General features: G+C 64.0%; 11 protein-coding genes. 10 read left to right on the top strand and 1 reads right to left on the bottom strand.

What is annotated here, in order from left to right; translation table 11 throughout:
- Nucleotides 1-105 precede the first annotated feature (105 nt).
- The 9 genes from nrdR to lon all read left to right on the top strand — a co-directional run bounded on the left by nrdR (nucleotide 106) and on the right by lon (nucleotide 10,030).
- Nucleotides 106-594, top strand: a complete 489-nt coding sequence (gene nrdR / locus QD280_RS11265) for a transcriptional regulator NrdR (protein ID WP_043331377.1) — start codon at nucleotides 106-108, stop codon at nucleotides 592-594.
- Between the two features lie 232 nt (nucleotides 595-826).
- On the top strand, nucleotides 827-1,981 hold the full coding sequence (gene ribD / locus QD280_RS11270) for a bifunctional diaminohydroxyphosphoribosylaminopyrimidine deaminase/5-amino-6-(5-phosphoribosylamino)uracil reductase RibD (protein ID WP_279839291.1): 1,155 nt from the start codon (nucleotides 827-829) through the stop codon (nucleotides 1,979-1,981).
- Nucleotides 1,982-2,137: 156 nt separating this feature from the next.
- On the top strand, nucleotides 2,138-3,292 hold the full coding sequence (gene ribBA / locus QD280_RS11275; protein ID WP_054555540.1) for a bifunctional 3,4-dihydroxy-2-butanone-4-phosphate synthase/GTP cyclohydrolase II: 1,155 nt from the start codon (nucleotides 2,138-2,140) through the stop codon (nucleotides 3,290-3,292).
- A gap of 111 nt (nucleotides 3,293-3,403) precedes the next feature.
- Complete coding sequence (ribE, locus tag QD280_RS11280) at nucleotides 3,404-3,886, top strand: 6,7-dimethyl-8-ribityllumazine synthase (RefSeq protein WP_043331374.1); 483 nt, start codon at nucleotides 3,404-3,406, stop codon at nucleotides 3,884-3,886.
- Complete coding sequence (nusB, locus tag QD280_RS11285) at nucleotides 3,883-4,398, top strand: transcription antitermination factor NusB (RefSeq protein WP_054555539.1); 516 nt, start codon at nucleotides 3,883-3,885, stop codon at nucleotides 4,396-4,398. Before ribE ends, nusB begins: the two co-directional genes overlap by 4 nt.
- A 1-nt stretch (nucleotide 4,399) precedes the next feature.
- Nucleotides 4,400-5,518 (top strand): thiamine-phosphate kinase, encoded by a 1,119-nt coding sequence (thiL, locus tag QD280_RS11290; RefSeq protein ID WP_279839292.1) that lies wholly within the window; start codon nucleotides 4,400-4,402, stop codon nucleotides 5,516-5,518.
- Nucleotides 5,515-5,988, top strand: a complete 474-nt coding sequence (locus tag QD280_RS11295; RefSeq protein ID WP_043331372.1) for a phosphatidylglycerophosphatase A — start codon at nucleotides 5,515-5,517, stop codon at nucleotides 5,986-5,988. Before thiL ends, QD280_RS11295 begins: the two co-directional genes overlap by 4 nt.
- A 115-nt stretch (nucleotides 5,989-6,103) precedes the next feature.
- Complete coding sequence (locus QD280_RS11300) at nucleotides 6,104-7,384, top strand: DUF945 family protein (RefSeq protein WP_043331371.1); 1,281 nt, start codon at nucleotides 6,104-6,106, stop codon at nucleotides 7,382-7,384.
- A gap of 195 nt (nucleotides 7,385-7,579) precedes the next feature.
- Nucleotides 7,580-10,030 carry an endopeptidase La gene (lon, locus tag QD280_RS11305; protein ID WP_279839294.1) on the top strand — a complete coding sequence of 817 codons (2,451 nt, stop codon included), beginning with the start codon at nucleotides 7,580-7,582 and terminating at the stop codon, nucleotides 10,028-10,030.
- 296 nt (nucleotides 10,031-10,326) lie between these two features.
- On the opposite strand, the gene QD280_RS11310 is transcribed toward lon, so the two are convergent.
- Nucleotides 10,327-10,668 (bottom strand): YegP family protein, encoded by a 342-nt coding sequence (locus tag QD280_RS11310; RefSeq protein WP_043331370.1) that lies wholly within the window; start codon nucleotides 10,666-10,668, stop codon nucleotides 10,327-10,329.
- Nucleotides 10,669-11,098: 430 nt separating this feature from the next.
- Between QD280_RS11310 and ilvD the strand changes: the two genes are divergently transcribed.
- Complete coding sequence (gene ilvD, locus QD280_RS11315; RefSeq protein ID WP_107336223.1) at nucleotides 11,099-12,943, top strand: dihydroxy-acid dehydratase; 1,845 nt, start codon at nucleotides 11,099-11,101, stop codon at nucleotides 12,941-12,943.
- Nucleotides 12,944-13,082 lie beyond the last annotated feature (139 nt).

The raw sequence follows: 13,082 nt of genomic DNA on the forward strand, positions 1-13,082 counted from the left end.
GTTTACAATCCCCGCCATTCGCTGTCATTCGGCTGCGCTGCGCCACTTCCTCGCTGTGCTTCGCGCGGGGCCGCAGCCACCTCGCACCCAAGCAGGCTCTCCAACATGCACTGTCCCTTCTGTGGAACTCATGAAACCAAGGTCACGGATTCCCGACTGGTGGTCGAGGGTGACCAGGTGCGGCGGCGTCGCCAGTGCGCGGCCTGCGGTGAGCGTTTCACGACCTACGAAACGGCGGAGCTGGTCATGCCGCGCGTGGTCAAGGGTGACGGCTCGCGTGAGAGCTTCGATGAGCACAAGCTGCGTGCCGGCATGCTGCGCGCGCTGGAAAAGCGCCCGGTATCCTCCGAGCTGATCGAGGCCGCGGTGGAGCGCATTCGTCAGCGTCTGCGTGCCACCGGCGAGCGTGAGATCGAGGCGCGGCGCATCGGCGATGAGGTCATGCAGCAGCTCAAGCGGCTGGATCAGGTCGCCTATATCCGCTTCGCTTCGGTCTATCGTCGCTTCCAGGATCTTGATGAGTTCCGCGCCGAGATCGACCGTCTCGCCCAGGAGCCCAGCTTCCTGCCGGGCGAGGAAGACGCGCGGCCCTGATGTCTCGACACCGGCATCTTTACTGATGACCTCGAGGCCTGCGCCTGCTGGCGCTGTCGCGTCACGCTGCGTGGCTCAAACCTCGGGGTATTGGCCGCCGCCTGGGCTACGCCTGACCTTCTCTCGTTTCACGCCAAGGTATCGCATGTCTCTTTCTCCTCATGCTTCTCATGCTCCCCGTGACAGCCACTCTCACGAACGCAGTGCTCCCTCGGCGCGTGATGCGCGCCACATGGCCCACGCCCTGCGCCTGGCGCGACTGGGCAGCTACACGACGCAGCCCAATCCGCGTGTCGGCTGTGTGCTGGTAGAGGCCGAGACCGATGAGGTGATCGCGAGCGGCTTTCACGTGCGTGCCGGGGAAGGGCATGCCGAGGTCAATGCGCTGGCAGAGGCGGGTGAGCGCGCGCTGGGCTGCGTGGCCTATGTAACGCTGGAGCCCTGCTCCCACACCGGGCGTACCGGCCCTTGCTCGCTGGCGCTGATCGCGGCGGGCGTCTCGCGGGTGGTGATCGCGATGCGTGATCCGAATCCGCAGGTCGCTGGGCGCGGCATCGCGCTGCTGCAGGGCGCAGGCATCGCGGTGACGGTCGGGGTGATGGAGCAGGAGGCGCGAGCGCTCAATCCCGGCTTCCTGTCACGCATGGAGCGCGGTCGGCCCTTCGTGCGCCTCAAGCAGGCCATGAGTCTGGACGGGCGCACGGCGATGGCTTCCGGCGAATCCCAGTGGATCACCGGCCCCGAAGCGCGCAGCGCCGTGCAGCGTCTGCGTGCGCGCTCCAGCGTGGTGATGAGCGGCATCGAGTCGGTCATCTTCGATGATTCGCGCCTCAATGTGCGCGCCGACCAGCTCGGGCTCGAAGACCATCCGCTGGGGCTCGAGGCGCTGGTGGCACGTCAGCCGTTGCGCGTGGTGGTGGACAGCCATCTGCGTCTGCCGCTGGCGGCGCGCATTCTGGCGCAATCCGGTCGTACGCTGCTGGTATGTGTCGCGGATGAGACAGCGGCGCTGGCTGAGCGACGTACCTTGTTGGAGGCGGCCGGTGCCGAGGTGCTGGCGCTGCCGGCTGGCGCGGATGGCCGCGTGGACCTCGAGGCCCTGCTGCGCTATCTGGCCGAGCACGAGCAGGCCAACGAAGTGCTGCTGGAAACCGGTGCGGTACTGGCCGGGGCCATGATCCAGGCGGGGCTGGTCGATGAGATGCAGCTCTTCATGGCCCCGACGCTGCTGGGCGGCGAGGCTCGCCCGCTGCTGGCGCTGCCGGGGCTGGATCACATGGCGCAGCAGCGCCGGGTCGAGATTCGCGATATCCGGGCGGTGGGGCGTGATTGGCGCATCACCGCAGTGCCGTTGGCATCGCCAGACCCGCAGGAGAGCGGCGACTGATTTCTTCTTGTCACGCAAGCACTTGCCGCCGTCTGGCGACAGCGGCGTTGCTGGGTGCTGGCGCAAAACGGGGTGGCGGGGTACCCTGACGCCCGACTTTTTGATAATACGCGTGGGTCCAGCATGGGCCGGCGCAGCCCGTAAAGTGGAGCAAGCATGGCGCTATCAGGCATCGCAGCACTCGTCGAGGATATCCGGCAAGGCAAGATGGTCATCCTCATGGATGACGAGGATCGTGAGAATGAAGGCGACATCATCATCGCCGCGGAAGCCGTGACAGCCGAGCACATCAACTTCATGGCACGCCACGCGCGTGGCTTGATCTGCATGCCGATGTCGCGTGAGCATTGCGAACAGCTCCAGCTGCCACTGATGGTTCAGGCCAACGGTTCCGGCTTCGGCACCAAGTTCACGCTCTCCATCGAGGCCACCGAAGGCGTCACCACCGGCATCTCGGCGGCTGACCGCGCCCGTACCGTGCAGGCTGCCGCCGCGCGCAATGCGCGCCCGCAGGACATCGTCCAGCCGGGGCACATCTTCCCGCTGATGGCGGAACCGGGTGGCGTGCTGCGTCGCGCTGGCCATACCGAGGCGGCCTGTGACCTGGCGTCCATGGCGGGCTTTGGCGCAACCGGCGTGATCTGTGAGGTCATGAACGACGACGGCAGCATGGCGCGTCGTGAAGAGCTCGAGCGCTTCGCCGCCGAGCATGACCTCAAGGTCGGCACCATTGCGGACCTGATCGAATATCGCATCCACAATGAGCAGACCGTTGAAGTACTGGACAGCGAGCAGGTCGAGACCGCCTTCGGCGAGCTGACGCTGCACTGCTTCAGCGATCGCATCCAGGGCCGTCACCACCTGGCGCTGGTCAAGGGCACGCCGGACGCCGAGTCTCTGACCACCGTGCGCGTGCACGTGCAGGACCCGATGCGTGACCTGCTGACCCTGCGTCAGCCGGGCAGCAGCAGCTGGGCGCTCAATGATGCGCTCGCCGAAGTCGCCGCCGCCGATGCCGGCGTGCTGGTACTGCTGGACACCGGCAGCGACGCGATGGATTACAAGGATCGTCTCGATGTCTTCCTCGGACGACGTCGTACGCCGCGCACCAACGAATCCGATGGTGCAGGCAATTATCTGACCACCGGTACCGGTGCCCAGATCCTTCGGGATCTCGGTGTCGGCCGGATGCGTCTGCTCAGCTCGCCGTGGAAATTCTCTGCCCTGTCCGGGTTTGGCCTCGAAGTGGTCGAACTGGTCGGCAGTGATGACACGGCAGGCGAGACAGGCGCAGACGCCGCAGGCGCGTAAGCGCTTCGGCACCCCAAATGGCGGGGGAGGTCGCGCACTTCTGGCGGCCTTCCCCGGTATGATTGATATCCCCGCCCCGGTTCTCCGGGGCGCTAGCATTGTGGACTGACCATGCAACCGATTGCTCAACTCGAAGGCACTTTCACCAATGTCGATGGCCGTTACGTCATCGTCGTCGGGCGTTTCAACCACCATGTCGTCGACAGCCTGGTGGAAGGCGCGGTCGATTCTCTCGTACGCCACGGCGTCGATGAGGAAAACATCGACCTGATCCACGTGCCGGGTGCCTGGGAAATTCCGCTGGCCGTCAAGGCCGTGCTGGCCAAGGTCAAGCCGCACGCCGTCATCACGCTGGGTGCGGTGATCCGCGGTGGTACGCCGCACTTCGAATACGTCGCTGGTGAGTGCAATTCCGCGCTGTCGCGTCTGCAGCTCGAATTCGACACCCCGGTCGCCAATGGCGTGCTGACGGTGAATTCCATCGAGCAGGCCATCGAGCGTGCCGGCACCAAGGCTGGCAACAAGGGTACCGAAGCGGCCATGGCGGCGATGGAAATGGTCTCCCTGCTCAAGGCCATGGGAGGTGACGCGTGAGCGAACGCAAGGAACGTACCGAGCGCGAGCCGTCCAAGCAGCAGCAGGCGCGTCGCGCCGCTCGCGAGCTGGCCGTGCAGGGCATCTACCAGTGGCAGATGACCGGCAAGAACATGACCACCATCGAAGCCGAGTTCCGTGGTCAAAAGGTCGACGATGACGTCGAGCTGCACGAAAACTGGGTCGAGGTGATGCGCATCGCCGACCAGGCCCTGTTCCACGAACTGCTGCACAACGTGCCGCGCTTCCAGAAAGAACTGGATGCCAGCATCAGCCCGCTGCTCGACCGTCGCCTGCAGGATCTCGACGAGATCGAGCTGGCCATCCTGCGTCTGGGCGCTTACGAGCTGTCCAAGCGCATGGAAGTGCCGTATCGCGTGGCGATCAACGAAGGGGTCGAACTGGCCAAGACCTTCGGTGCCACCGACGGGCACAAGTACGTCAACGGGATCCTCGACAAGCTGGCAGTCAAGCTGCGCAGTGCCGAGGTGACCCAGGCCCGCCTGCGCTGACATGCCAGGTGAATTCGAGCTGATTGCCCGCTACTTCCAGCGCGATCTGTCCGGGGCACCGGGCGTGTTGCTGGGGCCGGGTGACGACTGTGCACTTCTTGCCGCCAGTGATGGCATGCAGATGGCGGTCAGTGTCGATACCTCGGTGGCGGGGGTGCACTTCCCGCCGGATGCGCCTGCGGCGTCCATTGGCCATCGCGCCCTGGCCGTCAATCTGTCTGATCTGGCGGCGATGGGCGCGACCCCGCGCTGGGCGTTGCTGGCCCTGACGTTGCCGGATGTGGATGAAGACTGGCTGCATGGTTTTGCAGCCGGTTTCCACGCGCTGGCGGATCGCTACGGTATCGCGCTGGTAGGCGGCGACGTCACGCGCGGCCCGCTCTCCATCACGATCACCGTGCATGGCGAGCTGCCGTGCGTGCTCGAGCCTGCCCAGCAGGCCGACAGCGTGACCCGCCCGATTCTGCGGCGTGACGGCGCCCGTGAGGGGGACCTCATCGCGGTCACCGGCCTGCCGGGGTTGGCGCATGCTGGCCTCAAGGCCTGGCAGGATGGCGTACGCGATGTGCTGAATCCTTGCCTGGCGGCCTACCTGCGACCAGAACCGCGGGTCGATGCGGGGCTGGCGCTGCGTGAGCTGGCCAGTGCGGGCTTGGATGTCTCCGATGGCGTGATGGGCGACCTGGCACACATCTGTCGTGCCAGTCAGCTGTCGGCGGCGCTGGAGCTTGGCGAACTGCCGCTGGCGCCGGAGCTGGTCACGGCGCTGGGCGAGCAGGGCGCCCGCGAGGCGGTCCTCAATGGCGGCGACGATTACGAGCTGTTGCTCACGCTGCCCGCAGAGAACCTCGAGACGGCCAGGCTTGCCCTGCGCTCACTCAACCTGTCCTTGAATGTCATCGGTCGCATGCAGGCGGCGGGCAGCGATGCGCCGCGCGTGATGCTGATGGACAAGGGCGTTGAACAGGCAGCGACAGGCCAGAGCTGGCAGCATTTCTCTGCCTCGCAGGCTTCTGTCTCACAGGGCTCTGACACACAGGTCTCTGCCACGCAGGCCTCTGGGCCAGACGGCTCCTGCGGCGATGCGTCGCCACGCAACGCGAACGGGGTGGCACCATGAATCGCGCTCCCGCCAGTGTCTGGCGGCGCCCCGTGCACTTCCTGGCCTTCGGGCTGGGCAGTGGTACCGCGCCCTTTGCACCGGGCACCTTCGGTACTCTCGCGGCCATCCCGTTCTACTGGCTGATGACCAACCTCACGCTGTGGCCGTATCTGGCCATCGTGCTGGTCGCGTCGCTGGTCGGGATCTGGATCTGTGATCGCACCTCGCGCGATCTCGGTGTGCATGATCACTCCGGGATCGTCTGGGACGAATTCGTCGGCTATTGGATCACGATGGCCGCCGTGCCATTCTCTTGGCAGGCAGCGCTATGGGGCTTCGTGGTCTTCCGGGTCTTCGATATTCTCAAGCCATGGCCGATTCGCTGGGCCGACCGCCGGGTTGCCGGTGGCTTCGGCATCATGCTGGATGACGTCTTCGCCGGTATCTATGCCTGGTCGACGATGCATCTGTGGCTGTGGTTGCACTGACGCTTCGCTGCCTTGGCGGCGAGGCTCACGCACGTGTTTCACTGATGGAAGCAGATGCGACAAGAGGCACCGCGCAGACGGTGTGATGCTCCAATAACGGACAAGGGTTAATGCGATGGGCAAGGGACTGGTAACCGCGACGGCAGTGGTCGTCATCGGGGCAGCCGGCTATGTCGGCGGCGTGGCTTACTCAAGCCAGCGCTTTGAAGATGAGATGGCCCGCATGGTGGCAGAGCTCGACAGGAGCTCCGACATCAAGGCGACCCGTGAGGATGTCGACAGCGGCTGGTTCGGCTCCACGGGCCGGGTAGAGATGGAACTCGCCACCGGGGACGGCGAAGGTCCCATGCGCATCGTATTGCCCTATGAAGCCGGCCACGGCCTGCTGTCGACCACCATGCAGGGCAACGTCAAGGTGCTGTACGGTACGCCGTCACGCGACGTCTTCGCCGAAGTGCTCGGCGATGGCAAGGCGATCGCCTTCGATGGCAGCGTCGACAACTTCAGCGGTGCCAGCGACACCACCCTGACCTTGCCGGCCTTTGACTGGCAGGATCCGGAGAGCGGCACGCGCATCGACTTCCAGGGCGGCGAGCTGCTGGCCTCCCACGATGGTGGTGATACCCCGGAAATCACCGTGGATGGCGAGATCACGCCGTTCGATATCACCAATGGCGCCGAGAAGGTCAGCGTCGGCACCCTGAGCCTCAACGGCATCTATCGTGGGGCGGACAATGACTTCCGCCAGGACGACAAGATCGTGCTGGACACCCTGACCATCGACAACGGCACCGGTCAGCCGCCGGTGGTCGCCAGCGATATCCGTTACAGCGGCGAAACGCGTCTGGACCCGACCGAGCTGCGCTATCTGATGAAGCTGTCGGTGCAGGATGTCAGCGCAGGTGATCAGCAGATGGCCAGCGGCGACGTGTCCATCTCGATCGATCGTCTGCAGGGCGCAGCCGTCTATGACTTCATTACCCAGCTGCAGGGCTTGCTGGAAGAAGCGGGCAAGCCGTTCGAGGAGCTGAGTGAAGAGCAGCAGGTCGCCATCCTCGAGAAGGTCGAAGCGCCGCTGTTCACCATGCTGAGCACCTCTCCGCGCATGACGCTGGAATCGCTGAATGCCAAGAGCGATGCCTTCGGCGTCGACATGCAGGGCGATGGCCAGATGATTCTCGATGGTGCCGACATCACCGACCTGACCATCCAGGAGTTGCAGACCGTGCCGGGTCAGCAGGCCTTCCTGAATCGTCTGAGCGGGCGCTTCGAGTTCCGCAACGTACCGCCGATGATGGCCATGATGGCGGGTGTCTCTCCGCAGGCCGCCGACCGCAACCTCGTGGTCGAGATCGACGGTGACAGCGTGAAGATCAACGGCACCCCGATCTACTGAGCGCCGCGCAGTATGCTGGAAACGACAATGCCCGCCTCATGGCGGGCATTGTCGTTTCCAGGGGGCGCATCAGGTGCCACCCTGAACACGCAGTGTTGCGCCCCCGGTGCGGCAAGCCTGCCTTGATAAAGTGGCTCACTGGCCGCATTGGGGGAGATGATCGCCTCAACCGAGGCCTGGTTTCATGAGGGTTGCATGCCACGTCACGAAGAGATTTCCGATAACGACGATATTCTTGCCGGCTTCGAGGATGACAGCCAGTCACAAGAGCCTTCTTCTTCCGCCTCGGGTGGGCTGGTGCCGAGTGGCGACCAGCTGCCGGAGCGCATCTACCTGCTGCCGATTCACAATCGCCCGTTCTTCCCGGCCCAGGTCCAGCCGCTGGTGATCAACAAGCAGCGTTGGGCCGAGACCATGCAGCTGGTCGGCAATACGCCGCATCATGCTGTCGGTCTGGCCTTCGTCGGCGATGTCGAGGTCGATGAGCTGGGGGTCGAGCACTTCCCCGAGATCGGCTCCGCCGTGCGCGTCCACAAGCCCGAAGATGGCGATGACCAGGTGCAGTTCATCGCCCAGGGGCTGCGCCGCTTCCGTATCACGCGCTGGCTGTCGCGCAAGCCTCCCTATCTGGTCGAGGTCACCTATCCGCGCGAGCCGGTCGATGCCGAGAGCGATGAGGCGCGCGCCTACGCGATGGCGATGATCAACGGCATCAAGGAACTGCTGCCGATCAACCCGCTGTACGGCGAGGAGCTCAAGCAGTACCTCAACCGTTTCAGCCCGCATGAACCGGGTCCGCTGACTGACTTCGCCGCCGCCATCACCTCGGCCAAGGGCGCTGAGCTTCAGGAGGTGCTGGAGTCGCTGCCGGTGATGGAGCGCATGCAGAAGGTGCTGCCCCTGCTGCGCAAGGAAATCGAGGTCGCACAGCTGCAGACCGAGATCTCCCAGCAGGTCAATGCGCAGATGGAGAAGCATCAGCGTGAATTCTTCCTGCGCGAACAGCTCAAGGTCATCCAGCGTGAACTGGGCATCTCCAAGGATGATCGCGAGAACGACGTCGATACCTTCCGCGCGCGTCTCGACGAGCTCAAGGTGCCGGAGCGGGTCCAGTCGCGCATCGATGATGAGCTCGACAAGCTGTCGGTGCTGGAGACCGGCTCGCCGGAATACGGCACCACGCGCAACTATCTTGACTGGCTGACCTCGCTGCCGTGGGGCATCACCTCCACCGATCAGCTCAATCTGGCGCATGCGCGCACCGTGCTCAATCGCGATCACGATGGGCTGGATGATGTGAAGTCACGCATCGTCGAGTTTCTGGCCGAGGGCACCTTCAAGGGCGATGTCGGCGGCTCGATCCTGCTGCTGGTCGGCCCGCCCGGCGTGGGCAAGACCTCCATCGGGCGCTCCATCGCCCAGGCGCTGGGACGCGAGTTCTATCGCTTCTCGATCGGCGGCATGCGCGATGAGTCCGAGATCAAGGGTCATCGCCGCACCTACGTGGGTGCCATGCCCGGCAAGCTGGTGCAGGCGCTCAAGGAGGTCAAGGTCGAGAATCCGGTGATCATGCTCGATGAGATCGACAAGCTGGGGCAGTCCTTCCAGGGCGACCCGGCCTCGGCGCTGCTCGAGGTGCTGGACCCGGAGCAGAACGTCGACTTCCTCGATCATTACCTCGATGTGCGCCTCGATCTCTCCAAGGTGCTGTTCGTGTGTACCGCTAATACGCTGGACAGCATCCCCGGCCCGCTGCTGGACCGCATGGAGCAGATTCGCCTCTCCGGCTACATCGCCGAGGAGAAGATGGCGATCGCCAAGCACCACCTGTGGCCGAAGCTGCTGACCCGCGACAACATCCCCAAGAAGCGCATCAATCTGAGTGATGCCGCGCTGCGTCAGGTCATCGAGGGCTATGCGCGTGAGGCCGGCGTGCGCCAGCTGGAGAAACAGCTGCACCGTATCGTGCGCAAGGCGGCGGTGAAGTTGCTGGAAGAGGAGCTGCCGACCGTGAAGGTCTCGGTCAAGAACCTCGAGGAATTCCTCGGTGCGCCGATATTCCGTCGCGAGAAGGTCCTGGCCGGCGAGGGCGTGGTGACCGGGCTTGCCTGGACCAACATGGGCGGTGCGACCCTGCCCATCGAAGCCACCCGGGTGCATGGCCTGACGCGTGGTTTGAAGCTGACCGGCAAGCTGGGCGACGTGATGCAGGAATCGGCCAACATCGCCTACTCCTACACCTTGGCCAATCTCGAGGCCTACGATGCCGAGGCGGATTTCTTCAACGAGTCCTTCATTCACCTGCACGTGCCTGAAGGCGCGACGCCCAAGGACGGCCCCAGCGCCGGCGTGACCATGACCACGGCGCTGATGTCGTTGGCCAAGCATCAGGCGCCGCGCAAGGGGCTGGCGATGACCGGTGAGCTGACCTTGACCGGTCAGGTGCTGCCGGTGGGCGGTATCCGCGAGAAGGTGATCGCGGCGCGGCGCAGTGATATCTACGAGCTGATTCTGCCGCAGGCCAACCAGCGCGATTACGATGAGCTGCCGGAATACCTGAAGGAAGGCATGATCGTGCACTTCGCGGCGCGCTACGCGGATGTCTCGCGTGTGGTCTTCGACAGTGACAGCGCCCAGCGTCATTGAGTGGTGTGTGATCAGCGGCGAGGCGTGAGTGACAAGCGCTGATTGCCTGGCCCTGAGCGCCAGATGCTGAGCGCCAGATGTTGAGCTCAACCAGCGCCGAAATCAGCCGCAAGACGACAGAGGCCCCGCCAATTGGCGGGGCCTCTGTCGTTGCTGTGCTTTCTTCTTGCTGTGCTTTCTTCTTCCTTGGCTTGGGTCTGTCGATTCCGGGAGAGTCTGGGAGAGCGATTGGAAGGGCGATTGGAAGAGTGATTGGGAGAGTGATCGAGAAAGGGACTGGGCTGGCTAGCTCGTGCTCAGGCGGTGTCGAGTTGCTCGAGGACGGCCGCCTCGGCGGCATTGCGACCGACGCTGGCGATGCCGTTGTCGCGCCCGGATTCCGACTTGTACATCTGACTGCGACCGATCTGCTGGCTGTTGGCGGCCAGCAAGGTGAAATAGAAACGTCCGTCCTTGGCGACTTCCCGAGTGAAGCGTTTTTCCTCGACGGCATTCTTGCGCACGGATTCCACGCCGTTCAGGCAGCCGCGCTTGTCGGCATAGCCCTGACTCTGCAGGATCTTCTCGCCGTTGCCTGCCTTCAGCGCAAAGTAGAACTTGCTGTCCTTGCCCCGAGTGATGACGAATTTTCCGGCCATGGGTGACTCCTGTTCCTTGTGGGGTGTCTGGCATTGCCTGATGTGTCGTCCTTCAGTGTAATCAGCGCCTCCCGCCGCAGGCCCACGCTAGAGGCCGCTTCATTCAACGCTTTCGGCGCTTGTCGGCATCTTTCGGGGCTGCTGGTGGCGTGGGCGGCGCTATCTGGTAGGCAAGCGGGGCCGGTACATGACAGAATTGACCCTAGGCAGACAGCGTTGACCCATGAGGCACGCGTCTCCTCTGGACACCAGGCGTGCGTACCCCGAGCGGGACGCCGCCTGACCAAAACAGAAGCCGCTCCCGTGCGGAGTGATTCTGCAGCGGATTGCGCAGAAGGGTGGCGTCAGTTTCCTGATCTTGCCAGGCGCAATTCCATGAATCAGTCCCTCTTCGCACAGGAGAGCGGCCAAGCATTGAATGAGGTTTACCATGCCAGAGTATCGCTCCCGTACGACCACCGCAGGTCGTAACATGGCCGGCGCTCGCGCCCTGTGGCGCGCCACCGGCATGAAAGATGGCGACTTCCAGAAGCCGATCATCGCCGTTGCCAACTCCTTCACCCAGTTCGTGCCGGGCCACGTCCACCTCAAGGACATGGGGCAGCTGGTCGCGCGCGAGATCGAGAAGGCCGGCGGCGTCGCCAAGGAATTCAACACCATCGCGGTCGATGATGGCATCGCCATGGGCCACGACGGCATGCTGTATTCGTTGCCGTCGCGTGACCTGATCGCCGATAGCGTCGAATACATGGTGAATGCCCACTGTGCGGATGCGCTGGTGTGCATCTCCAACTGTGACAAGATCACCCCGGGGATGTTGATGGCCGCCATGCGCCTCAACATCCCGGTCATCTTCGTCTCCGGCGGCCCGATGGAAGCCGGCAAGACCAAGCTGCTGGATCACGGCCTCGATCTGGTCGATGCCATGGTCATCGCCGCCGATGACAGCGTCGACGACGAGACGGTCGCCGAGATCGAGCGCAGCGCCTGCCCGACCTGTGGCAGCTGCTCGGGCATGTTCACGGCCAACTCCATGAACTGCCTGATGGAAGCACTGGGTCTGGCATTGCCGGGCAACGGCACCGTACTGGCCACGCACTCCGATCGACGTCGTCTGTTCGAGAACGCCGGGCATCGCATCGTCGAGCTGGCGCGCCGTTACTACGAAGGCAACGAAGAGCACCTGTTGCCGCGTGCCATCGGCTCCCGCGCCGCCTTCGCCAACGCGATGACGCTGGATATCGCCATGGGTGGCTCGACCAACACCATCCTGCACCTGCTGGCCGCCGCTCAGGAAGCAGGTGTCGACTTCACCATGTCCGACATCGACAAGCTGTCCCACAGCGTGCCGCAGATGTGCAAGGTGGCGCCGAACACCCAGAAATATCACATCGAGGATGTCCATCGTGCCGGCGGCATCATGGGGATCCTGGGCGAGCTGGATCGTGCCGGCGTGCTGGATACCTCCGTGCCGACCGTCTACGGCGACTCGCTGTCTGCGGCGCTGGAAGAGTGGGATATCATGCGTTCGCCCACTGATGAAGTCGTCGAGTTCTATCGCGCCGGCCCGGGCGGTATCCCGACCCAGACCGCCTTCTCGCAGAGCGCGCGCTGGCCGAGCCTGGATGGTGATCGCGCCCAGGGCTGTATCCGCGATTACGACCATTGCTTCTCCACCCAGGGCGGCCTGGCCGTGCTGTACGGCAACATCGCACTGGATGGTTGCGTGGTGAAGACCGCTGGCGTCGATGACTCCATCCTCGTCTTCGAAGGCCGTGCCTACGTCTGTGAGTCCCAGGATCAGGCGGTGGAAGACATCCTGGCCGACAAGGTCAAGGAAGGCGACGTCGTGATCATCCGCTACGAAGGGCCGAAGGGCGGTCCGGGCATGCAGGAAATGCTCTACCCGACGTCCTATCTCAAGTCCAAGGGGCTGGGCAAGGCGTGTGCGCTGCTCACCGACGGTCGTTTCTCCGGCGGTACCTCGGGCCTGTCCATCGGTCACGCGTCTCCGGAAGCTGCGGCGGGCGGTGCCATCGGCCTGGTCGAGCATGGCGACACCATCCTGATCGACATCCCGAATCGCACCATCAACGTCAAGCTGAGCGACAGCGAGCTGCATGAGCGCCGTGAAGCGATGGATGCCCGCGGCAAGGATGCCTGGAAGCCAAGCATCCAGCGCAACCGTCGTGTCTCCGCCGCGCTCAAGGCCTATGCCTTGCTGGCGACTTCCGCTGACAAGGGCGCCGTGCGCGACCTGAGCAAGCTGGACTGAGAATCGGCTTCAGATATCTGACCCGGTCTCTGAGCAGGCCTCTGCGCTGAAACACCGCGCAAGCCTGTGTGACTCCTGTATGTCTCCTTTGTGAGTACTGAGTGAGTGCTGAGTGAGTCAAACGACAACGGCCACCCTT

The sequence above is a fragment of the Cobetia sp. 1AS1 genome, from assembly GCF_029846435.1.
Classification (GTDB): domain Bacteria; phylum Pseudomonadota; class Gammaproteobacteria; order Pseudomonadales; family Halomonadaceae; genus Cobetia; species Cobetia amphilecti.